The sequence below is a fragment of the Acidovorax sp. AC410 genome, assembly GCF_979253235.1.
The window spans coordinates 183,192-205,529 of the sequence record NZ_CEEDCG010000003.1; the positions used below are offsets into that span (position 1 = coordinate 183,192).

General features: G+C 61.0%; 23 protein-coding genes. 5 read left to right on the top strand and 18 right to left on the bottom strand.

All coding sequences use genetic code 11. From position 1 onward, the window contains the following. Window positions 1-291 (bottom strand): hypothetical protein, encoded by a 291-nt coding sequence (locus AC0IZS_RS34095; RefSeq protein WP_436220395.1) that lies wholly within the window; start codon window positions 289-291, stop codon window positions 1-3. 73 nt (window positions 292-364) lie between these two features. On the opposite strand from AC0IZS_RS34095, the gene AC0IZS_RS34100 reads away from it, so the two are divergent. Both AC0IZS_RS34100 and AC0IZS_RS34105 read left to right on the top strand, forming a co-directional pair. Then, window positions 365-1,690, top strand: a complete 1,326-nt coding sequence (locus AC0IZS_RS34100) for a type IV pilus twitching motility protein PilT (RefSeq protein WP_436220394.1) — start codon at window positions 365-367, stop codon at window positions 1,688-1,690. Between the two features lie 50 nt (window positions 1,691-1,740). Next, the gene (locus AC0IZS_RS34105) at window positions 1,741-3,132 is read left to right on the top strand and encodes a PKD domain-containing protein (RefSeq protein ID WP_436220393.1); all 1,392 of its coding nucleotides are present in this window, start codon (window positions 1,741-1,743) and stop codon (window positions 3,130-3,132) included. Window positions 3,133-3,215: 83 nt separating this feature from the next. Here the strand turns inward: AC0IZS_RS34105 and AC0IZS_RS34110 are convergent, their stop codons facing one another. The 9 genes from AC0IZS_RS34110 to AC0IZS_RS34150 form a co-directional block, all read right to left on the bottom strand. After that, on the bottom strand, window positions 3,216-4,031 hold the full coding sequence (locus AC0IZS_RS34110; protein ID WP_436220392.1) for a PRTRC system ThiF family protein: 816 nt from the start codon (window positions 4,029-4,031) through the stop codon (window positions 3,216-3,218). A gap of 76 nt (window positions 4,032-4,107) precedes the next feature. Then, complete coding sequence (locus AC0IZS_RS34115) at window positions 4,108-4,920, bottom strand: PRTRC system protein B (protein WP_436220391.1); 813 nt, start codon at window positions 4,918-4,920, stop codon at window positions 4,108-4,110. Then, window positions 4,886-6,031, bottom strand: coding sequence for a PRTRC system protein F (locus tag AC0IZS_RS34120; protein WP_436220390.1), 1,146 nt, complete (start codon window positions 6,029-6,031; stop codon window positions 4,886-4,888). The genes AC0IZS_RS34115 and AC0IZS_RS34120 overlap by 35 nt, the downstream gene beginning before the upstream one ends. A gap of 106 nt (window positions 6,032-6,137) precedes the next feature. Continuing rightward, window positions 6,138-6,347 carry a PRTRC system protein C gene (locus AC0IZS_RS34125; protein ID WP_436220389.1) on the bottom strand — a complete coding sequence of 70 codons (210 nt, stop codon included), beginning with the start codon at window positions 6,345-6,347 and terminating at the stop codon, window positions 6,138-6,140. Between the two features lie 10 nt (window positions 6,348-6,357). After that, entirely contained in the window at window positions 6,358-6,810 is a 453-nt protein-coding gene (locus AC0IZS_RS34130) for a PRTRC system protein E (protein ID WP_436220388.1), read from the bottom strand. Window positions 6,811-7,022: 212 nt separating this feature from the next. Next, the gene (locus AC0IZS_RS34135) at window positions 7,023-8,828 is read right to left on the bottom strand and encodes a PRTRC system ParB family protein (RefSeq protein ID WP_471639752.1); all 1,806 of its coding nucleotides are present in this window, start codon (window positions 8,826-8,828) and stop codon (window positions 7,023-7,025) included. A 390-nt stretch (window positions 8,829-9,218) separates the two neighbouring features. Further along, window positions 9,219-9,401, bottom strand: coding sequence for a hypothetical protein (locus AC0IZS_RS34140; protein ID WP_436220386.1), 183 nt, complete (start codon window positions 9,399-9,401; stop codon window positions 9,219-9,221). Between the two features lie 210 nt (window positions 9,402-9,611). Beyond that, window positions 9,612-9,899, bottom strand: a complete 288-nt coding sequence (locus AC0IZS_RS34145; protein ID WP_436220385.1) for a hypothetical protein — start codon at window positions 9,897-9,899, stop codon at window positions 9,612-9,614. A 399-nt stretch (window positions 9,900-10,298) separates the two neighbouring features. Further along, a complete protein-coding gene (locus AC0IZS_RS34150) occupies window positions 10,299-10,580 on the bottom strand; it encodes a hypothetical protein (RefSeq protein ID WP_436220384.1) in 282 nt (93 codons plus the stop codon). Between the two features lie 432 nt (window positions 10,581-11,012). Here AC0IZS_RS34150 and AC0IZS_RS34155 point away from each other — a divergent pair, with 432 nt between their 5' ends. The 3 genes from AC0IZS_RS34155 to AC0IZS_RS34165 all read left to right on the top strand — a co-directional run bounded on the left by AC0IZS_RS34155 (window position 11,013) and on the right by AC0IZS_RS34165 (window position 14,039). After that, window positions 11,013-11,837 carry a hypothetical protein gene (locus AC0IZS_RS34155; RefSeq protein ID WP_471639753.1) on the top strand — a complete coding sequence of 275 codons (825 nt, stop codon included), beginning with the start codon at window positions 11,013-11,015 and terminating at the stop codon, window positions 11,835-11,837. A 452-nt stretch (window positions 11,838-12,289) separates the two neighbouring features. Then, window positions 12,290-12,715 carry a hypothetical protein gene (locus tag AC0IZS_RS34160; protein ID WP_471639754.1) on the top strand — a complete coding sequence of 142 codons (426 nt, stop codon included), beginning with the start codon at window positions 12,290-12,292 and terminating at the stop codon, window positions 12,713-12,715. 322 nt (window positions 12,716-13,037) lie between these two features. Beyond that, entirely contained in the window at window positions 13,038-14,039 is a 1,002-nt protein-coding gene (locus tag AC0IZS_RS34165; protein ID WP_471639755.1) for a tyrosine-type recombinase/integrase, read from the top strand. A 10-nt stretch (window positions 14,040-14,049) separates the two neighbouring features. Here the strand turns inward: AC0IZS_RS34165 and AC0IZS_RS34170 are convergent, their stop codons facing one another. The 8 genes from AC0IZS_RS34170 to AC0IZS_RS34205 form a co-directional block, all read right to left on the bottom strand. After that, window positions 14,050-14,550: a hypothetical protein gene (locus tag AC0IZS_RS34170; protein WP_471639756.1), complete on the bottom strand. Its 501-nt coding sequence runs from the start codon at window positions 14,548-14,550 to the stop codon at window positions 14,050-14,052. Between the two features lie 437 nt (window positions 14,551-14,987). Then, a complete protein-coding gene (locus AC0IZS_RS34175) occupies window positions 14,988-16,319 on the bottom strand; it encodes a type IV pilus twitching motility protein PilT (protein WP_471639757.1) in 1,332 nt (443 codons plus the stop codon). 15 nt (window positions 16,320-16,334) lie between these two features. Further along, complete coding sequence (locus AC0IZS_RS34180) at window positions 16,335-17,045, bottom strand: hypothetical protein (RefSeq protein ID WP_471639758.1); 711 nt, start codon at window positions 17,043-17,045, stop codon at window positions 16,335-16,337. A 10-nt stretch (window positions 17,046-17,055) separates the two neighbouring features. Next, a complete protein-coding gene (locus tag AC0IZS_RS34185; RefSeq protein WP_471639759.1) occupies window positions 17,056-17,547 on the bottom strand; it encodes a hypothetical protein in 492 nt (163 codons plus the stop codon). Next, entirely contained in the window at window positions 17,544-18,446 is a 903-nt protein-coding gene (locus AC0IZS_RS34190; protein WP_471639760.1) for an ATPase, T2SS/T4P/T4SS family, read from the bottom strand. The genes AC0IZS_RS34185 and AC0IZS_RS34190 overlap by 4 nt, the downstream gene beginning before the upstream one ends. A gap of 219 nt (window positions 18,447-18,665) precedes the next feature. Further along, window positions 18,666-19,232 (bottom strand): type IV pilus modification PilV family protein, encoded by a 567-nt coding sequence (locus AC0IZS_RS34195; protein ID WP_436220375.1) that lies wholly within the window; start codon window positions 19,230-19,232, stop codon window positions 18,666-18,668. A 36-nt stretch (window positions 19,233-19,268) separates the two neighbouring features. After that, the gene (locus AC0IZS_RS34200) at window positions 19,269-20,339 is read right to left on the bottom strand and encodes a type II secretion system F family protein (RefSeq protein ID WP_471639761.1); all 1,071 of its coding nucleotides are present in this window, start codon (window positions 20,337-20,339) and stop codon (window positions 19,269-19,271) included. A 5-nt stretch (window positions 20,340-20,344) separates the two neighbouring features. Then, the gene (locus AC0IZS_RS34205; RefSeq protein WP_471639762.1) at window positions 20,345-22,336 is read right to left on the bottom strand and encodes a GspE/PulE family protein; all 1,992 of its coding nucleotides are present in this window, start codon (window positions 22,334-22,336) and stop codon (window positions 20,345-20,347) included. Window positions 22,337-22,338: the final 2 nt, after the last annotated feature.

A 22,338-nucleotide genomic window follows, 5' to 3' on the forward strand; every position in this document is an offset into this window, starting at 1 on the left:
CTAGGCCTTTTTGGGAACCTTCACCGCCTTCATCACGGCAGTGCGGTGCGGCGCCAAGCCGAAGCGCGAAGCATTGGCAGCCAGCTCTCTCGGATCGAGCTGGTTCCAGGTCAGACCGCAGGATAGACATGCGTAGGTTTCCGGCCGCGTCATCTCTACCGGCTTGCCCATCAGGGCCCGAAAGATGTTGCGGCTGGGGAAGAAGCGATTGCTCTCAAGCCGGCCCTCTACGACCTGCAACCCAGAGCAACTGGGGCAGTAAATGGATTGGGCGTGGCGGTGTTTTGACATGGATGGGCGGTGAGGTAGCTCAATTCTGGTTGATCTGGGTTTTTGTGCAAGTAAGTACGTCTAGGAAGCAAATATGAATAGTCCGTTCTCCGCGCTCGAGGTTCCCATGGGAGCAGTGGGCGACGGCCTGCAGCAGGCCGCAACCTCCACATCAACCGCCGGCAACTTGCCGCCCGGCAACGATGCGGTCTCGCATGCCCGTGTGGCTGCTGGCCTGGACGCTGGTCATGAAAGCAGCGATGGCAGGGCGAGCCTCGACGGCATGGAAATCGGAGAGTTCCAGTACGCCGGCGATCCGGCCTCGCGCCTTGCGAGCGCCATCTACGCTTCGCTTCAGTTCGCTGGCCAGTTCACAGACCTGATGTTGGGCGAGGGCAAGAAAATCATGCTCAAGTCTGCTGGCGGCATCCAGCGCCTCGATCAAACAGGTATCCCCGGTACCGACCTGGTGGTGGAGCTGCAGGACCTGAAGAACTTCTTCTGCTACTACATGGATGCACGCGGACCCGACGTGGACGCAGACGCCTATTGGACCGAGCACGTAGCGCCCCTGTTTCGCCTAAAGAAGACTGTGGATCGCACGGCCACCTCTCCATCTGGCCAGTACCTGCGCTGCTCGCTCTTCCAAGCCGACAGAGGGCTTGTGTCGATGGTGATTCGCGTGACTACCGCCCCTCCCCGACTGGAAAGTCTCGGTCTTCCCCAGGCACTCATGAACCGCCTGCAGATGAACCCAACCGGGTTGATCGCCATCATCGGCCCAACGGCGAGCGGGAAGACGTCGACCGCGTACTCAATCCTGGACTTCCTGAACGAACATACCGCGAGCCACATCGTCACCGTAGAGGATCCGATCGAGTACCCGATGGTTTCCAAGCAGTCAATGTTCACGCAGCGGGAGGTCGGTACGGATGTGGAGTCCTTTGCTGCCGGGCTGCGCGACGCGCTGCGCCAGGCGCCCGATGCGATCTTGGTCGGTGAAGTGCGAGACCAGGACACTGCAGAGACAACCATTCTCGGGAGCGAGTCGGGTGCGCTGATGCTCGTGACAACCCATGGCCGCAGTATTTCCGGTGCCCTCCGCAAGGTACTCGCTCTGACCGGGGCTCAGCCCGCGGCTTGGAGGTCCGTGCTGGCCGGCAGCCTGCTCGCAGTAATCCACCAGTCGCTGGCTCCTCACATCGATGGCCAGGGCTACACGATGGTCTGCGACGTCCTCATGCCCGACGAGAGCGTTCGAAAAATCATCGAGGCAGGCGAGTGGGCCCAGTTGGACAAGCTCACCAGCAGCAAGACGGCAACTGAGTCGTTCGTCCCCAAGGTCGCAGCAGTCAATGAACTCGTCAGAACTCGCCGGATTGATCGCCTCGTAGGTACGGCCCTCAATTCAGGCTACTGAGATCGCTTTCCCCTCTTCACAGTTTCCAACCGCCAAACCGAAAGGCACCCATGAAGTTTTTGAACGCCAACCTGTCCCCGACCATCATCGCATCTGCCTGCGTGGCTGCAGCTCTCACCGCCTGCGGCGGCGGCAGTGGCGGCAACGCTCCGGTAAACACCCACTCGGCCTTCAAGGGCACGGGTGGAACCAGCCTCAACGCAGAGCCTGGCCAGACCTTCACCATCTCCGGGAATGCGACCAGCCCTGACACCCTGCTGACCTCCGCGAAGTGGTCCGTGACATCCACTGCGGGCGCGCCCGCGCTGACGCTCACCAACCAAGACTGCGCCGTGGCCACGAAATTCGACCAGCCGCGCCTGAACAATCTGGCCTCCTCGGACTGGACTTGCGAGGTGAGCGGTCGCGTGCCGGCCAATGTCGCTGCGAACGCCACCTACACCTTCAACTTTACGGCCACCAATTCCAATGGCAGCACCTCGGCCTCCGCATCCACAGTATCCGTGACGGGTAAAGGTGGATCGCTGACCCCGCAAGCCACAGTCACCGCTCCAGGCAACGCGGCTACGGGCGCGAGTGTGGATCTGTTCTGCGCCGGCGCTGGTGGCGAGCTCGCCGCGAACTCCCGCTACCGCTACCAGTGGGTGGTGGAAGATGCCTCTGGACTGGCGATCAGCCTGCTCAATGCTTCCACCGCAGACACCAAATTCGTTGCCCCGGCCGTGCGCGTTCCCACCACCGTGCGCGTGGCATGCCGTGTCACTGACGATTCCAACGCCACGGGCATTCAGTCGGCCAGCATCGTCATCAATCCGCCACCCAAGCCCACCGTAATTGCCGATGCTGGCGCATCGGTTGACGCCACGGCTGGATCGCTGATCACGGTCGCCGCTTCCAAGTCCAAGTTGGTGGACGTCGACGGCAAGGATGTCGCTGGCCAGCTCTTCTACCAATGGAGCCAGGTGTCCGGCCCGACTGCCACGATTGTCAATCCCGGTTCCGCAACCACTTCCATTCGCCTGCCTGCTGCCACCGGTGATGCCAAGCTGCTTTTCCGTGTCACGGTTTCGAGCCAGGCCATCGGCACTGCCGGCGCCGCCACGGGCACAGCTGATGTGGAGGTCGCGCTCAAGGAAACGGTGTCCCCTCCCCTGCAGCTGAGCATCTCGAACGCGGCTCAGTCGGTGGCCAGCGGCACCACGGTGAGCCTGGATGCCTCCGTGAACGGTGCTGCCACAGGCTCCACGGTGTTTTACTCGTGGACGCAGATCTCAGGCACGCCGGTGTTCCTGGGTGGCAATAAGACGGCCAAGGCTGGCTTCGTGGCACCCACCGTCACTGCACCGACGGTACTGGTGTTCCGCGTGAGCGCCAGCACGGCCGCGATCACCGGCAGCAACCCCGGCAGCAGCGTTGATGCTGTGGTCAACGTAACTCCATAAACACCGCGCCAATCGGCGAGCCCCAACGAAAAAACCGCCAGGCCTGTGCGAACAGGACCTGGCGGTTTTTCATTTGATGCCCTTCAGGCCGGAACGGCCGCACGGCGGCGGCGGTATTTCGGCTTGTAGCCGAAGCGCTTCCAAACGTCGATCTCGACGAGGAGCGGATGCACTTCGCAGTTCTCCGTAGAGACGAAAGCCCCGTGGCTGGCGATGGAGCCCTTGGTGAAAAGATTCCACAAAATAGTCATGCCCTGAATCGAGACCGCCTGGTTGACGAAGAGGGACTGCTTCTCGAGGGCCTGGGCCAGGGAGCAGGATGGTCCATCATCTTCTGTGTCAGCCTGAAGGTCCACCAGGTCGGGGAACAACTCGCCGGCGTGGGGTAGACGCGGCTCGGTTCGCGCAACCGAGTGCCTGCCTTCTACCTCGCCGAGTACGACTTGGCCGACCTCGGCCTTGTTGCCAAAGTCCAGCCAGTAGGCGGCCTTCGCATGGCGCCTGGTCATAGCAGTGAGTATTGCAGCCCGCGCTGCTCGACTGTCCACTGCGCCAATGACAATGTCGAAGTTGGTGAGGTCGTCAGATGCTTCCAGAAGGTAGGGGCTAGCCCTCCAAACTGCAGCGCCGTTCAGGGCCATGTTCACTCGGTTCGTCAGTACAACTGCTTTGTTGAACCCAACGTCGCAAGCGTAGAAGGTCTGTCGACCGATGTTTGCAGCAGATACTTTGTCGGGATCCGCCACAGTCACCTCCAGGCCATGAGGATGCCCCTTTGCCACAAGTGCCCTGTGAAGGCACATGAGGCTTTCCAGAGTTCGGCTGCCAGTGCCGCCTGCACCCACGAGCAACACCTTTACAGGTGAAGTCAGGAGTCTGGCGTGAATGAAGTGTTCCATTGAAGTCCTTCTCCAAAGAAAAAGCGGCGACCAAATGGCCGCCGCTGTGTTGGGATGTTGTGATGACGCTTGGGCGTTAAAACTCGCCTGTCGCGTTCTTGAGCGATCTCAGCCGCTCGCCGATTTCCGGCTCAAGCAGGTCTCCGAGCTTGAGAGGAAGAGGAACGAGGCGCTTTTTGGGAAACGCCCTCGGTGGTGCGCTGACTAGGCCTTCCCAAAATTCCGTTGGGTCTTCGCCCAGGATCAGGCGGTCCTTCTGTGTGAAGTTGGGATGGCTGAACACGCTGTTGAAGAACGCGTCCACCCACTTCTCGGGGCTTTCATCGCCGTCCGGCTTGGGAAAGTCGGCGCTGCCCCTGCAGACGCCGCCATTGCTCCAGACGTTGAAGAATGGCGCTTGAAAGAGCGCATCTTCTCGTGATGGGCGACCTGCCGACTTGACTGCATAGCAGTACAGCAGGTTGTTGTAGGTCATCCAGACCAGCGCTGGCGTTGGTGCCGTGCCGGCCTTCTTGAAGCGCTTGCGCATGTGCTCCGAGCAGTCGAAGAACATAGTCCGGCTGCAAGCCGGGGTGTGCCAAATCGTGCGGCCGCCACCGTGGGCGAGAACCGAGTGATCGAGCCATTGAATGCCTCCGATCTCTCGCGAGAGCGAAAGGCCCTTCACCAGCGACGCAAGGTCTGCTTCGGTAACAAGCCGGCCAGGTTGGATGCTCATTCTGCCTTCGTGCTCCGCTATGGGGTTCACTGTGGCATGGGCATGGGCATTGCTGCCCGAACTTGCTCTGTAGAGCAGGATTGCGGAACTCAGCTTCAGAGAGCTGGCTCCGGTCGAAGCGAATGATTGAAGCAATTCAATCCTCCCGTGGAAGAAGTGAAAGAAGGTCACAGAGCGCTGCGTAGCAAGCAAGCAGCGACTTGTAGCCCTCCACAAATTTTGGCCAGGTCTCTGGCCTGGCGAGGTCGAGTACGTAGGCAAAGAGCAGTTCGTCGGCATTGCCGCTCTCGTAAACGCCCTGCTCGTAGTGTTCGACCATCTCGCCGATCATCTCGAGGTCCTGCCAGACTACGAATGCCAGTGCACCTATCTGAATGGGCGCCTCGGCGTATATGTCCTCATCGTCTTGCTCCGGGTCCGGAATGAACTCGGCGAGACAGGCCCGCGCACGCTCGCCGCAGCGCTCAAACCGGGAGATGGCATGAAGCATCTTCACAGTCTTTTCGCTGAGGGCGGCCTTGCGAATGGCCGATTTGCCAGGCGCTCGACCAGGTCGTGAAGCAGGCTCACCGAGGTTGACTAGGTGGCCATAGCCTCCGAAGGCCTCCACGAACCTGGCCACAGTACAAAACGACTCGGCAAGGAACTCATTGACTTCTTCCTCGCTTGCCGGGCCGCCGAGAGCCTCTTCCGCAAAGTCTCGGTCGTTGCTGGCGCCGTAGAAGAGTTCGAATTCGGCGATGTAGCCAAGGTAGCAAGGCTCAAATGTTTGGAGGCCATATCTCCCGCAGTTCGCGAGAGCGCCTGTGAGGCGCCAGCCAAGGCCGGGCATCTCTTGGTTCATTCGCTCGACGTCCGCCTTGAGCTTGAAAACCGACAGCCCCCGTTCGGGCTGTCCACGTATGACCAGGCGGTTGGGACGGCCAGGGCTGGAGTCGATGTGGGCGCTGATCTGCAATGGCAGCTGGTTGTCCGGACTCACACCTTTGGTGGCGTTCAAGTTGACCAGCTGTGCGGCGAGCGCCGCGTCCAAAGTGGTGAATGTGCCTTCGGGTATCCGAAGGCCGCAGCGGTGAAGAGTGATAGACGCCTCTGCCGCGAGCTTGGCGACCACCCCTTCAAGTTCAAAGATGGGGGGGACCTCGGAGCTGATCTCTGGAATAGTCCAGAGGCCAGCTTCACAGCTCTTTAGCCCCAGAGCCCGAACAGGTGTTGCGGTACTGGAAGCGGGGGAGAAAGCGTATTCCTGCTCGACACCACCTCCTGCAAAATCGAAGAGCATTTAGCGTTGCCTTCACGTTGAGTAGGGGTTATGGAGCGCAGCATGGACTCCGGCGAGGCGTGTCCATTTGCGATGAGGTGCATTGCTTGCACCATTGATCTCGGCTTCATCCCTTCGTGCCGGCGGCGCGCTTGAATGTGTAGCGAGAAATTCCTGCGGAGGTAACTGGTCCCTCGACCACAGCAGTCGTCAATTCCGGGAACTTGCCCGCATAGAACATGCGAACTTTTTCCGCGGTCATCGAGATGCCCGGGTCGTGCAGCTTTGCGCCGTTGTACCAGAACTCGCGGGTGAGGTTCAGTTGCTGAATGGCCATCTTGTTCTCCTTACAGACTGAAGGTGAACTGGCTGTCAGCTGGAGCTGCGGTGGCCGCTGCAGTCACTGTGGGATTCGGCGGGTCACCGCCCAAAACATCCGGCTCACCGTCTTCTGCGGGTGAACCGTCGGTCGACTGCGGGAGTGGACGTTCAGCCTTAGCACCCGGCTTCTTCGTCGACGTCGCCGCCTTTGCCGCATCGTTGGCCATTGCGTTTGCGACTGCTTGCGCATCGGCCAGTTGCTGCGAGAGCGTTGTGTTGATCTGGGCGTAGCCCCCCATGATCGAGACGATCTCGGCGTCGAGCTCTTCAGCCGTGCCAGCGAATTGCTTCGGGACGTACTGAGTGCCTGCCTCGCCGGTTGGCATCACATCCAGAAGGATGCGATCGCCGTGAGCTTGGAGAATGAGCTGAACCGTGACGCCCTTGTTCAAGAGCGGCAAGAGAGAAGAGAAAAACATTCGGTGGTTCCAAAAAAAATGGGAACCACCTCACCCGAACGGGAAGCTGGTTCCCGAGGGGTTTGAGTGCGCGATTGCGCTGGGCCTGCGTAGCTGCAGGGGGCATGACAAAAGTCAGTGCGGCAATGGTATCGGCTCCCAGCGACTCACGCAACAAAAAAGGCCGGCCGCTCAATGAGCGGCCGGCCTTTCAGTTGATGGCACTTAGTGGCTTACTTCCACTTCATGCTTCGGGGAATCTTGCCCCGGTACGGATAGCCTTCGATGCCTACCGCTGCCTTGATCAGATCATCCTTTTTACCTGCGAGCAGCTTTGCGTAGCCGGCACCCAGGGCGGTCTTGATGCCGAGGTCCGCGCAGACCGCGTCAACCTCGTTCTTCGTGAGCTTCCCCAGGAACTCGGCGTCGATCACCCAGTGGTCCTCGAGCTTGACTTCAAGGCACTTGAGCACGGAGACAATGTCCTGGATCTCCAGAGAACCAGCTGCGCTGGCAGGGATGTACGCCAGAGCAGCCGACAGCTGCTCCTTTTCCAGATCGAGCACGCTGGCAAGCCTGTCTCCCAGGCGGCTGTGGGTCTTGTCGACCACCCCAAGCGCCTTCAGGGAACCTTCCAGCGTCGTGGTCGTGATCGTCGATGGCCTGTGAAGTGCCAGTGCGAGCATGACTGCGCGGTTGGTCACCAGATCGCTCTTCTCGACAACGCCCCTGAAAATCGACCGCCACACCCCTTCGCTGTACGTGCGCACCGCGTTGGATGCGACAACGTCCTTTGCTGCGGCGGCTTTGCCAGCCTGTTTCGCCTTACCGCCGTCAGCCTTTTTGACCTGGCCTTTGGAGTCCCCGGGCCCCTTGGCTTCGGCTGCCGCCGAGTCGTTGGCTTTCTCGATGGCCGCAAGCGCTTGCTTGTGGGCTGCGATCATCTGCACATTGCAGACTGCATTGGTGCACAGATCCTTGAACGTCTTCCCGAGCGAGTTTGGAACGGCCGACACGACGGCCCCGAAATCCTTGCAGGAACGGCAGTTTGCAGCCTGCTGCTCCCCTACGCCCTTTGGGCCGTCGGCAAGCAGCGGAGTCACCGTGTAGTTCTCTCCCACTCGCACGATTTGCACGACCTGGTAGTCCTCGCGCAGCGCATCGGCTCGCGCGTTGAGCTCTGCCTCGGTCTTGCTGTCGTAGCAAGTCTTGTTGGTGCAATTCCCTTCGGTGAGCGATTCCCCGAACAGAGCACTTTGGTTGACGGTGCTGAACTTGCAGCCCGAGCAGTCCGATTTGTTGAAGATGGCGGCCGTCAGCGACAGCGCCATCCGGTTAAGCTGGTCCTTAAACGCAGCAACAGTGAGCTTGTTCACTGCTCCGCTAACAAGGGGCAGGGCCTTCTCTTGAGCGTCGGCGCGAAGCACGGCCAACAGTTCGGCGTGGCCAATGTCAATCTTGCGTTCGCTGAGTGCCAGGCGCACCGCGGGGATCGCGTTCATCAGCGCCAGGCGTCGATCGAGAAAGGGCACCTTCCAGCCCAGGAATGCTGCTGTGCGGGCGCGGTCTCCGTTGTGGTCGGCCAGGATTCGTGCTGCGCCCTCGGCTTCGTCGACAGCGGTCATGTTGTCGCGGTTGATGTTCTCGGTCAACGCGGCGGCTTCGGCCTCTTCGTCACTCATCTGCCGGATCAGCACAGGGATGCGACTGATTTCGAGCGCACCGTGGACTGCGACGAAGGCGCGGTAGCGGCGTTCGCCGGCGACGATCTGGTAGACCCCGTTGCCCAGGGGGCGCACCAGGATCGGCTGAAGAATGCCTTGAGCTCGTACGCTCTCGGTCAGTTCCTCCATCGCAATTGGACAGAAGGATTTGCGGGGATTGTTTCCGCGCACGATGCTTGTGACCGGCAGCGTGATGCCCTCGCTCTCAGCGACTGCGGCTGCGACTGCGGCTGCGGCTGCGGCTGCGGTGGCAGCATTGACCACGCTGTCGACTGCGGTGGAGACCGGTGTTGGGTGTGCGAGTGTTGTTTCCATTGTTTCTTCCGAAAAATGGGAGGCACTCTCCCCACGGGAAGAGGCTCCCGTAGGGTATTGAAAGTCGCGCTGTGCGACTGGGCGCTGGAGTGCGCCAGCTCGCGATTGGACGTGGTCCAGTTGCGGCGGATTCTAGTTGGCAGCCCTGTGCGGAGCAAGCGGCTGTGTCGTCAGCGTCGATGGCGCTTGGAGAGGCTTGATGAGCCATGCCACGTGCGTTCGGTCTCCCGGGTCCCTGCCATCGAGGTAGGGTTGCCATCCCTTGCGGGTTGCGGCTTCGACGCGCCTGGCCAGCTCTGTCTCGCCTTCCTCCTGCAGGATCAAGATTCGTTCCAGGCCAAGGGCGAACTCTCGAACGGTGCGGGCCATACAGCTGATCCTGGGGTAGTTTTACAAAGGTGCCTCGGTGCGGTGCCCGAGCTCAAGGCGATCGAGTTGGTAGAAGTCGACCGTGCGCGTGCCATCGCGCCAGGCGGCTAGCAGTGCTGGGTCGGTAGCAATACCAGGTGGGGGTTCGTATGTGCCCGCGAGGCAGGCTCGCATGGCATCGAGTTTCACGTCTTCTGCAAGCATGGGTTGCTCCTGGGTGGAGGGCCCACTCCCCACGGGTAGGGGCCCGTGGGATGTTGGTGATGCAGCGGCATCTCGTTGCAGCGTGAGCTGCGGGGAAAGCTTTCGAAAAGACTTGAGGCTGGCTTGGCCAGGCTGAAGGGTTCTCAATGGGAAGTTGGCTGCCAGGGGCGCCGCCCCTGGAAGGCCATCTTTGCATTTGTGGGCAAAGGGTTATGCGGCCAAGGCCGTTGGCGTATCCGCCTGTGTTGGGTTCAGAAACTGGCGAACCTTGTTGAGGATCAACGCGCCGCGCTCGGTCTGAAGCCGTGCGGTCAGCGGTGCGCCAGGGTGGCAGTGAAGCCACATGGCATCGTTCAGTGGAACTTTGGCCTGTGCCAGGATCGCTGGCGACAGGGGGCTACTGGGATGCGCGGGCGCCGCGAAGGCGCTGCGCTGAGGGCCCTGCAGGTCCTGCGGAGCCGGAAATTGCAGGGCCGAACGGCCAGCGGGGTAGATCATGAGGACTCTCCTTTCAAAAACAGGCAAAACGCCCCGGACTGGCATTCGTGAGAAAGCCAGTGGAGGGCGTTTCGCCAGTTCCGCCAGGAAAAGTCAAAACGATCAATGCAAACACGCGCCAGGAAGCGGGACAGTCCTCACCGCCGTTTCGAAGTCGTGGTTGCAGCTGCAAACAGAACGCATGCAGCAGAAGTTGGAATCTGAATGCGTCGGAAGGACGCTGTCACAGCGTGGTGCTGCGAGATTTATAGGTCACACAAGGCGACGAAGGCTCAAAGAGCGATCAAGCCTTCAGTGTATGAAAAATGGCCTTCGAGTCAACCTTCTGCGGTGCTGGAGCGGGACCTGCGGCCGTTGCGCGGAAGGACTGCCCGGACAGAATTGCCGGCCCCGCACCGCTCACCGGCTCCCCGGCAGGATGAACCCCGTGCCATCAGCGATTTCGCGCAGACGCTGCATCCCTGCACAGCCAGCAGAGGAACTGCTCTGCCACATCGCGCGGACTTTCAGTGCGTAGGCGTTGCGCGCGTAGCCATAGGCTTCACCAGGTGCCGATGTGACGTTGGCCTCACTGAGCAGCCGGCCGCTCGCGAACTCCATGGCGCGCTGGGCCGCCCCGTCACCGGAGCAGGCCTGGTGAAGCACCACGGATGCAGCGGCGCCGGCGGTGAGCAGGTCCATCCTCGGCTCCCATTCGTGGGCGGTGGCTGCCGCAGATGAGGCAGCAAGGGCGAGGAACAATGGAATGCGGAGCATGGTGGGATGGAGGTTCGTTTCGGTAGGGGTAGATTAGCCAGATGAATGCCTCAGGGAGGCCCGCAAACGGCCCGGCAGGGGCCGTATCGGGGCTGTCCGTATGGCGGCACTGCGGCGAGCAGGTCGAAGACAGTTGTGCAGCGGGCAAGATGAGCCGGGAGATACATATCAACCCCAGTGGAGTTCCGGCCTGCTGACGCATTCGAACTGGCCAGTCTCGGTGAGTCGACTTCCGCCGCGCAGCCGGCACACTGGCGCTCGATGCTGCACCCAATGCGATTTCGCGCATGCAGCGGCGGGCATACTGCACTAGCAATTCCAAGAGTCGCTGCCATCCATTGCCTGAGAACTGAGCGAATGCACATTCCCGATTTTGATTTGCGAGCGTGCCCTGCGGCAAAGGTCCTTGGCCGCCGCCTCGTTCGCGCACCGATTGATGCAAACACCACGCTATACGGCTGGGTGGAGTTCGCCCAATGGAGCGCCCCACCGGACCGCCTCGGGTATGGGCACTGGTACGAAGTGCGGTTTACGCCCCTGGGCGAGAGTTTCAATGGCACTTGGATTCCGGTGCCGACGACCTCCGCTCTCGACCGCGACCGCGACCTCAATCGCCTTCATTTCAGCGTACTCGAACGCAGTGCGGCCCACCCTGATGGCTTGGGCCGTGTGGCCAGGCTCGGCCCCATCGGCCACATTCGGACGGACCCGACGTCGAAAGGACTTGGGACCTATCTGCGAGACGAGCTCATTGACTGGGTCGCGAGTCTTCATCCCGACGCGACCGTCGAGGGTGGCAAGCTGTCACATGTCGATGCCGGCGACGAGAACTCCGAACGTCGCAGGCGTTTCTACGAGGGCGGTAAATTTGAAGTCCGGGTGAACGAAGACGGCTCGGGTACGTTCTGGGCAAAACGCCTTGACGGGCTCCAGCGGCACACCCCCAACCGCAAAGTAGTCGAGGTCGGCGACGAGGATGTCCAGAGGCTGCTGGAATGCATGGCCGCACTTGAGGACGCCAAGCGTGCTTTGGCGGAGCTTGAGGAAGAGCGCAGTCAGCTGCAACATGAGAGAGAAGGGGCCAGGGCGCGCCTTTTTTGGACGAGGGTGGGAGCAGGCGCGCTGGTCGTGGCGCTCGTGGTCATGACAGCACAAGGCAAACTCAGTTGGCATCTGTTTTGACAGTCCCATCACGGCGTGCGGCCAAAAATGCCGAGTGATCAGGGGCTGAGCGAATCGGGTGCCGCGAGAAGCCCTGCCTGTGATCCTGTTCCGGGCGCGACGTGGACAAGCCGACCGGCCCTGAGGTGCCACATCGACTTGTTCGCCGTCAGGCTGCTGACCGTTACTCGCGGTGCGGAACGACGGACGCGCGACGGCCGCTCTCGACGTGCAGCACAGTCGCGATGTGCGGGCGGGGATGCCCGTGGACAGCTTGCGGCGCCACACCTGCTTGGAGGTGGGGCTCAAAGGCCGTAGACTGCCTTGGCTTTTCGCAGCAGGCCAGTCCTGCCCCCGGCGCCAGCGCCGTCATCCGCCTTCCATCGAAGGCACGTCCACCGCAACGCGGTACCACCCAGCAGGGCTCAACCTGCTGGGGGAGAGCTCTGCCCTATTTTCCCCAAGGAAATGACATGGCAACTCTCAAGAATCCCGATTCCTCCACAACTGATCGCCCCGATCAGATCGTCCTGCGCGCTTGCGCGTTCGCACTCGTCTTCCTCGTAGGCCTGTTGGCCGGCGAGGCCCGCGCCCAAGACCTGGCGCGCGGTTCTGCAAGCCCTGTAGTGCAGGGTGTCGTGGTGGCCACCCGCCTGGTGGTCTCCGCGGAAAGCTTCGACGACGTCGGCCGCCCTGCCCGGGGCGCTGAGCGTGAGCTGCAGGAGATCTCTGTGCGCGCCTCCAACGGGCAGGTGGCCGTGGTCTTCCAGGAACCACCGTACACCCAGCTCAAGCCGGGCACGTTCGTGCTGGTAATCCGTGCCGGCAAGCGTGTTTTCGTCCATGCCGACCAGCCAGCGCCCGACGTCGACGTCTTCGCCCTGGCCAGCGGCGCCTGATCCAGCCCTCCCCTCTTTGCCCCGGTGCTTCGGCCCGGGGGCATTTTCTTGAGCGAGAATTTGGGGATCTAACTTACATAGGTGTTTTTGATTCACGCCCGCCCTCTTCTAAGGGTTTGCCCGTTCTTGGCCGACCTGTCCCCCCTCGACCCCCCTCCGACCCCCTCTAACCCTGCGGCCCGCTCGCCCACCCGCCGCCTGCGCCATAACCGCGGCCCAAGTTCGCCAGGAGGGAGAGGGGGACGGCGGGGGTGCTATGCCGTAAAATAAACCTATGTAAGTTGGTTATCGACGCCGGAGCGCTGTCCTAGGAGTAGAGAAAATGGAAGCTGTCCCCAACGGTTTGGAAGTGTTCGATTTGTGGCTGGCGGTTGAGTCCAGCAAAACGGATGACCCACTGAAGGTCGAATCTGCTGCGCCCTACCTGGCCATCTGGACGGCCTGGCTGAAGAAGCTGCCCCGGTCCGAATCTGTTACAGCAGCGGCCGCTTGCAGAACGTCAGCGTGGACAAGCGCGACGGCTGCGGACGTGGCAAGGTTTGTAGGGCCTGAAAAAGGACAGCGTTCCAGCCACAACACCGAGCGCCAACGCAGCATGGTGACGCGCCGGCGCTACTACACCTTGCTTGATCGGATCTACACCTTCGCAAAAACCTGGGTGCCCAGCAACCCAGTTGCTGCAGTAGAGAAGAGCGAGACGCCCATCGAGGTCGAGCAACTGGGACACGTACTTGCTACCGAACTCTGGCAACTCCTGCCTGCCCACTTTCCGGCCGGCGAAGAGCTGGTCGACGTGCGTGATCGCGCCGTGCTCACTTTGCTGTATGAACTGGCGCTGGCGCCTGAGGAGGTGCGCAATCTGCGCCCGGCTGATCTTGCTTACCACGGAAGCAGCGCACCCGGGGTGTCAACACCAAGCGCCGTCAGTATCGTCGGCAAGCGCGCCAACCAGTCCCGGACCCTGCAGCTGGAGCACGGCGCGAGTTCCGCGCTGCAGGCCTGGCTCGTCTGCAGAGCCAAGCACTGCTCGCGGGAAAAGCCCGAGGTGGACTGGCTGTTTTTTTCGAGCCGCGGCCGTCAGCTGACGGTACCGGCGCTTTTCACCTTGGTCAGCGCGGTGGTACTTCGGGCTAGCCAAGACCCTGCGATTGAAGACCGGAAACTGAAAAAGCCGATGAGGGTTGGGCCCCAGGTACTGCGCAATACAGCAATAGTGGAAATGTACCGGGGTGGAATGAGGAGGGCAGACCTTGTTCCCTACCTCGGGCTCAAGAACGAAAAAGGCCTGGACCGACTGCGTCTACGCAAGTCAACCAGGCCTTGACCGACTAAATTCAATACTTTTTAACGCAGCTCACAACGTAACCCGTGTAGCTGCGTTGAAGCATGCTGTAGCCGCCTCCCTCGGAGTCGTACCTCCAGTTGTAGGCGTAGTCGTTACCAGCTTCCTGCGACGACCAATGGTTCGAGCCGCCCATCGGCACCATGTTCATGTTGACCGCCCCAAGTTCCTGATTCGTGGGCAAGTACCAAGTCCCAGCGGGGCTCCAGTTGGCGCAGATGCTCGCCGCACTGGCTGGAGTGTTGCAGCTCGCTGCCATGATTTTGTCGGTGTTGAACTTGCCGTCAGTCGCGGAATTCGCGCCGAGCGGAATCCCGTAGCAACCATAAGCTGCGTAGCGCCCGGTCGGAACTATGGTGCGGGGACTGCCTCCGACCAAGATGAAGAAGCCTATCCGCTGCAGCGTAATGGAATACACCGAGTTGCCACCGTTACCGGAACTGGTGGAGCATGTCGCCGCGTGATTCTCTGCAATTTCTGGCTCAAAGCACACGGGGTAGCCACGAACAATGATGGAGGTATTCGTGTTAACCCAAACCTGGCATTCGAGGACTGCCTCGCAGTTTGGATAAACATTTCCACCGTTATCAGTCCACCTAGTAGGCCTGGTCGCCACTAGCTTCGCAAAGCCAGCTCCGGTCGAGAAGTTCACTGTTTTGCAGCCCGGTGGACAACTCGATCCCGGGGACTGAGGCGCCGTCACCGTCACATTCAAAGCAGGTTGACTGTTGTAGTAGGTGACCCCCCCACCCCCTGGGCAGCGGGCGCAGCTTGGCCACCACCCGCAGCCGCCGGAGGAAAATACAGGTACCCCGAGTTGGACCCGGGCGTCACCACCACCGGACCACTGATGGCGGACAGCGCCACAAGCGCGACGGAAGCCGCAAGGGCGAGAGCGCGAAAGTTTGAAGCGATGAATTTCATGATGCTTTACTTGGCAGGTTGAGCTGTGAAAACCATGGTGGCAGTTGAGTTGAACGGCTGCCCAGCGAATGAACTGCGACCCTTCTCGGGCTTAGGCCCAGCGAGTCCTTCTTGGGCCTCCATCCTGAGAAGCTTCAGCCGATCCTCGCTGTGGTGGGAAGCAGTAGCCGCTATCCGCGCTGGCACCTTCCCGCCCGCAACCAATTCAGTCAGCACCCGGTTCATGGGAATGTGCTCGCCACCGAGATCTCCGGTGCGCAGCTGTTCCTCCACGCGATCCAGGGCACCCGGGTCTCGACTGTTCGCAATCGCATCCCGCACCTTGCTATCCAGGCAATGCAGCAGCTCGTAAGCGAGGTGCTTGTGCTTGCCACCCGAATTCGTGCCACGCAGCAGCGCCTGGGCGACCACACCGAGCAAGGCGTTGCTCAGTGCGATGCCGTCCGTAGGAGTACGGATCAGATTCGACATGGTGCGGATTGCGGCGATGGTCGTGGGCGCATGCAGTGTTGCCAGCACCAGGTGTCCCGATTCACCGGCGCGTACCGCAGCGAGTGCTGTCTCGCTGTCGCGGATCTCGCCGATCACGATCACGTCCGGAACAAAGCGGAGTGCATCCCGCACACCGTCCGCATAGCTGGCCACGTCCGTGCCAACTTCGCGCTGGTTGATGATCGACAGCTTGCGCTCATGTACAAATTCCACCGGATCTTCAACCGTCACAATGTTGGCGCGTCGCGTGCTGTTGATCAGATCAATGATCGCCGCAACGGTGGTCGACTTGCCAGACCCCGTCGGTCCTGTCACCAGCAGCAGGCCCGCCGGCGCTGTGGCCAGCTTGCGCAGCTGAAGAGGAAGGCCGAGCTCGCCCATATCCTTGGGAACATCGCGCAAGTGGCGAATCACGATGGAGATGTCTGACCCCATTCCCTGGCGCTGGACCGAGCAGCGCAGACGCGCCGTCACACCTGAGTCGCGGGCGAGGAACAGCGCGGGATGCAGCGAGTTGTCCTTCTTGAGCCGCGCGCGCCATTCCGGCTGCTTCTCCTTGCCTCCGCCGTCCAACAGCACAGGGGACTCTTCATCTTCGAAGATGCCGTTCAGAAATCCGTGGATCTGTCCCATACTGATTTGAATGGGGCTTCCCTCTTGGTCGAGAGCGACATCCCACTCATTGGCGCCCTTGCGCAGCATAAGCGGCTGGTCGCACTCCACGTGGATATCCGACCACTCGCGCTGGAACTCAACCATATCGAGAATGATTTCGGAGAGGTTCCGGTCAGCCGCGCCGTTCGGGGTGGTCTCTGCGGAGGAACCGCTTTCAATTTGAGCTTGCATATTGGAGCTTGATAGTTAATTGGCCAGGCGATCACCGAAGGCTGCGAGATCTGGAGCGTCCACGAAGTCACTCAGATTCACACGCCATCCATTTCCGCAAACCTCGTACTTGCCAGCAGTCTTACTGGCCACACACGTAGCGCGATCAGCGTCGGGCACGAGCCCGCCACTTCCTCCTACGATGGCTGCAGCGGCCAGGCTTTCCTTGTGCCGTTGCCCATCGGGGACCACTTGTGGCGCCGGCGCGCCAGCGACCGCGGCGCTGACGACGAGCATGTCAACCGCGCCCGTTGGCGCCGGTGGGGTTTCGGTGTCGTAGATGAGCCGGTAGATGGCTACCCACGATTCGCCGTAGCGATTCTTCAGGTTCATGTCGTCGGGCATTGCTAGCAGGTACTTGAGCATCGAGCCATCGACCGCGCATGTCTTCTTAGCAACAGAGTTCGCTTGCATCCCGCCGGTGCCCGCGACAGGATCGATCCCGACCTTGCAGAGCTTGTCCGCTCCGGTGCCATCCTTCATCGCTGTCTCATAGGCAGACCGATTGCTGATGAAGTGCTGTGCAGCTGCCTGCTGGAAAGAGACCATGTCGTCGGCCGCGCTCCGCGCGTTTTGCTCGATGCGACCCTCCTGCATCATCGGCACAGTGGCCGCGGCCATCATTCCTACGATCAGCACTGCCAGAAGCGCCTCAATCATGAAGTTGCCCTGCTGGTTCGATTTCATAGCCATCCTTTCATCCACAGGTCGCCGCCAGTGCGACAGCGCCGGCAGCGTCGGTCGCCTTCATCACAACGTAGCCGCCTGGGTGGCCACCGCTCACAGCTGCAGGCTGAAGCACTACGGAGTTGAGGGCGTTGTCTGCCGATCCTGACTTCGGCATCAACTGCTTGAGCGCCGATGACGTCGCCGGCAGTACCTCGGCACATGCCACCCAGTCCGTCGGCCCCTTCACGATGCGCCAGGACACAGGCATTGACAGTCCGGCCAGACCTGGCGGAGTCGACTTTGCAGTTCGAATAGTCGCCCAGTCGATCACACCAGGTGCCACCGCGGCACCGGGTCCACGCATGTACTGAGCAGCAGCAAACATGAAATGCCGGTACATGTTCACTTCGTGGGCGACCTCCTGGGTCCTCGGGTTGTTCGTGGTTGCGTTGGAATGCACCTGGAACAGCGAGCTGAACAGCGCAACCGCGAACATGATGGGCAAGAGCAAGAGAATCATTTGGTGTTCCAGACGTCACCGCCGTGCATCATGTGAACATGCTGCGACTGAATTTCGGTATCGAGCTGGGTGAAGTTCCCATTGCGAATCTGGATGGCAAGCGCCGATGTGAAGGACGGGCTGACCACCATCTGTGCGAAGAACCTGGGGTCCAGTTTTTGGTACACGACAGCGCGCAAGCAAGCCGAAACCGACGAACAGCTCTCCAGTCCGACCAGGTTGCAAAAGGACTCCAAGCCGGACTTGATGTCCGCCCCAAAGCCCGTGGCCACCACCAGGAAACCATTGTTCGCAGCGCGCAGCATTGCCAGACCGGTGGCCTTGTCGCGTACCTCGCCGATGTACAGCATCGCTGGCGTCTTAGCCGGCTGGCTTCTTAACACTCCGCGCATCGACTCTTGCCAGTCTGCAGAGTCGTCGCCCTCTACCCAGGTCTGGGTGCAGTAGCCCGACCCGTGCCAACCGTTAAGCGGCATCTCTGGTGGCTCCTCTACCGTGGTGGCTACCCCGCCCAGCTTCTTCAGGCGCGACACAACGATGCCCGATGCCGTGGTGGTCTTCCCCGCTCCAGTGGAGCCGCACACGTAGATCAGCCCGCCTTTGGCCAGCGAGGGATGCAGCAAGGCATCCACCATCCCGCGGGCCATAGGAGTGGGTAGCGAAGTCAGCTCGGGCGGCTCACTCTGAATGCGACGAAGCCGAACCCAGTAGCCATCGACCGCTTGGCCGTCCTTGCGCCCACGCCAGAACGTACCTTCGTGGTCGATCATGAAGTCCTTGCGAGACACCTTCTCCACGACCTCCATGAGGCGAGTGGCCAGCGCAAGCTCGGGTCCGATCGGCCGCCGGGGACCGGGATAAACCAGCGATCCAGCCGGGTCCCCCATCTTCAGGTGCACATCGGAAAGCTCAGAGCGGGGCGCCAGCTGGAACGCTGACGTCGCTGCTCCTCTAGAGCTCGCCAGGAGGGCGGGCGCGCTCGGCATCTGGACAACTCCAGGTACCGCAGCGGGGCCAGCGCTCTCGGAGCTCTCAGAAGGCGGAACCGCTACGACTGAAGCCGAAGCGCCCACAGGCTGGGCCCGCGCACCGAAGAAGGAGTTCGAAACCATTCTGAATCAGCGGAACTGCGCCACGATCACCGTTGATGGTTCATTGCAGCCAGTGCCCAAGCTGGCCTGGGTATAGGTCTCGCCTTGCTTGAACACGTTGCCACCGGTTGCGACCCCTGCGGCGCCCGTTGCAGAGGTACCGATGCGAATGGTCTGCGCTACCGACGAGAGCCGGTTGGCAATGGATGCGCAGGCGTCTTTGTTGATGGGTGCGGTAGCGCCGCCGACCGACATCACAAACGACGCAGGCCCACCATTGATGGTCATCGTATTGCCCCAGCCGTCGGTAACATCGGGAGTCACGAACTTCATGGGCGCAGTGATCAGTGCGAGTTTGTTGAGTTCCTCGCCAGTCAGCGTCGCATAAGAGCCCGCGTTACGCCAGTTGTTCTGGATCGATGCAGCCATCGAGATCATCTTGTTGCCTTGGTCATCGGCAGAGATGCCACCACGAATCACCGTGTAGGCGCCGACCCCGATCGCGACCACGGCGGCCACAACCGCCAGGCCCAGCACCAACTCGGTCAGCACGAAGCCCTTCGAGGAACGAATCTTGGGACGAGAAATGCGCATGAAAATACTCCACTTTTTGGTTAATGAAACTACCTACTACCGAACCGTCTGCACTACACCGAACATCGATGCCAGAGTCCAAATCACGAATCCCGCGACCAGCACTTTGAGTAGCAAATTGATCACGCCGAAGACGGCTCGCGTGCTCAGAAGGGTTGCCTCGATCATTTCGTTCGAGATCGACTCCATCGCCTTGGCAAAGTCCTTGGACCGCCCATTGATGCGGATCAACCAATGCTGTGAGACAGGAATGATGTGAACCCCAGTCAGGGCGTCGGCCGGTGACTGACCATTTCGGAGCAGCGAATGGAGGTCGTTGTAGACCTGCCGCATGTACGGGCTACTACCCTCCTTCATCGTCTCCACCGCATAGGCGAACGGAACGCGAGCCGCGACGAAGCCCGCGAGCGAGGTCAGCATCGCGGCTGCCTGCACCTTCGAGATCAGCGTCATCGGCCAGATGTGCCGATCGGCCGCGTATCGCAAGTCGTTTGTCCACCGCGCGGCTGCCCAACGCAACCAGGCTCCGGCCGCGAACAGAAGGCCAGCTACTGTCACTGCGATGACCACAGAGGCGTCAGCGACGGCTCCAAACCATCTGGCGTAGACGGGCCACTTGTAGCGCGGGGCGATGCCATTGAATGCGGGGAGTACCTCTACCGAAAAGAACACCAGCACGCCCAGCAGAAGGATCAGCAGGAATACTGGCTCGCGCAGCGGCCCGTACACCTCGCTTTTAAGACGTCCCATGGACTCGAGATGGATCGCGGCACGTGTGAATCCATTGCTCAGCGATCCACTCGTTTCGCCGGCTTCGATCAGCTTTGCCTCGTTATCCGGGACAAGGCCGGCGACCTCAGAGCCAAACGACCGCCTCGATCCAGCCCGGCGGCCTTCGCGCGTTCCACCGCCAGCCATACGCGCCTTTACCTCGGATACGATGATGCCAAGGGGGTTGCGAACTCGATTGAACTCCCTCCCCATGTCTTCCAGAACATCGAAGATGTTGTGCCCTTCGGACATCAAACTTGCGAGCGTCCGGTACCACTTGATGCGCAGCGAATCGGTCACTCGCATGCGCTGCATGAATGTGAGATCGGTCGTCATCTGATCTATGCCACCAAGCTCTGTTGCGCCGCTTCGGACTCAGGCTGCCGCTTCCCGTGTCCAGGCAACTGAACAATGCTTGGCCCATGAGGCTGCAACAAGGACAGCAGCCCGAGCTGGTTCTCGACCTCGCGCGGGTCAACTTCTCCGCGGAGCATCTTGCTGGCTGCATGTGCAAGGGCTGTCACGCCAAGGCCTTCAACGTTCAGGTCCTTGGTTCCAAGCCAATGCTCCTTCGCTCCAACCAGGTCACCAGATCGAAGCATCGACAGCAACCTCTCGTCGGGCACGATGATTTCGGCGCACATCGATCTGCCGACGATGCCGGTATCGCTGCAGTGCGAGCAGCCATTCGGATTTCGGAAGCGGACCCCGTCTAAGCTGTGGGTACGGCCAATCACGGCCAGGCGATCGGTGAGGCCGTGCGGCAGAACCATCTTCGAACGTGCAGAACCTGCTTCGAGACAGCAGTGCGGGCAAAGCGTAGGCAGGAGCTTCTGGAAGACGATCGCGCTGATGAACCCGTGTGTCGTGAGCAGCGACTCTGGAACCCCCAACTCGCGCAACCGCGCGAACGTGGCGAACGCCTCGTAAACGTGGAGCGTGGACAGTGTCTTGCGGCCGGTCAGCACCAGGTCCTTGACAGTCGACGCAGAGTCAACGCCGCGGATTTCGCCGAGCATGGCTACGTCCGTGTCCTCGCGCAGCGTGGCCTTGAGGAACGTCGTGTAGATCGAATCAGAGTCTTTATCGACGAGGTTGCTGCGGCCCTTTGGAATGCCCATCTGACAGGCACCAGGGATCACATATTCGACAGGGTCCTCGACCGTCACAATCTTTGCCAAAGGCCCACGGCGCTCCCGCAACCGTGCGATGTACGCTTGCATGCTGGTGCTCTTTCCGGCGTTCACCGCACCGACCGTGACAAAGAGCCCACTGGATCCGCTTAAGGCCTCATTGATCTTCTGGGCCTGCGCGTCCGTGTACCCGATCTCCTCGATGGGCTTCGTGGACTGCCCGGACATCAAGAGCAGACGCATCACGCAATGGAACGACCCCGAGGGATGAATCGGCGCTGTGTGAAAGCGGATCTGACAGGCGGCCCCGCCGATTACCTTGTCGATGACCGTGTCCTGCACCTGCTTGCTGTCCCACTGCGTGTCCTTGTTCTGGGCGTCAGCGTGCACGTTGTAGAGCGTCGAGCAGATCGCGTTTGCGGTGCGCGAAGCCATGCTGGGCTGAAGCACCCGTTCTCCATGGATACGGAACAGAACCTTGGCCTGGGCCCCATTGGTTTCAATGTGGATGTCAGAGGCCTGCTTGCGGATGGCACTCTCGATCAGTTCCCACGCGAATTGCTCATCGCGCGTGGCGTCTTCCGCATCGTTGCCTGCTTCTCGGCTTTGGTCGTGCAACGCAGCGATTACTTGGTGAGAGGCCGCGACAACTTCGTAGGTGAGGCCGTTCTTCTTCAGACGCTCTGTCGCGTCGAAGAACAGATGCGAAACACGAAAGGAATTTGTGAGCAAGACGATCACCGAGGAGATGCCCGTCTTCAGCAACACCATGTGTTCCGCCACCTTCTCGGGAATCTCCGGCTTCAGCTGCTCGAAGGGCAAGTAGTTGCCAGCAGGAACAGCATCGAGCGAGGTGATTTCGACTGGCGCACGCGCCAGCAGCGGGCGTGCCGCGGTCGGGGCTGCCTCCTTCAAGGCCAGCTCAGCTGCGCTCGCTCGTGGTGCAGTGACTGGGGCCGCGGCCACCCGGTGCGGCTCAACCACCGCGGCGCGCGCATTCCTAGGCTCCACTTGAGCAGACACATTGGCCGCAAGCATTTCACGCTGAGCAGAGGCGGCCGTCGTCGACGGCACCAGCATCGATCGCAGTGAGCGACCGGCCGATTGCGGGGCGTTGCTGCCGACCCCGCTCGGCGGCACCATTGAGGGCGCAACCGGCTGGAGCTTGGACGCGGGTGGGCGCTTGTTCGAAAAAATCATTG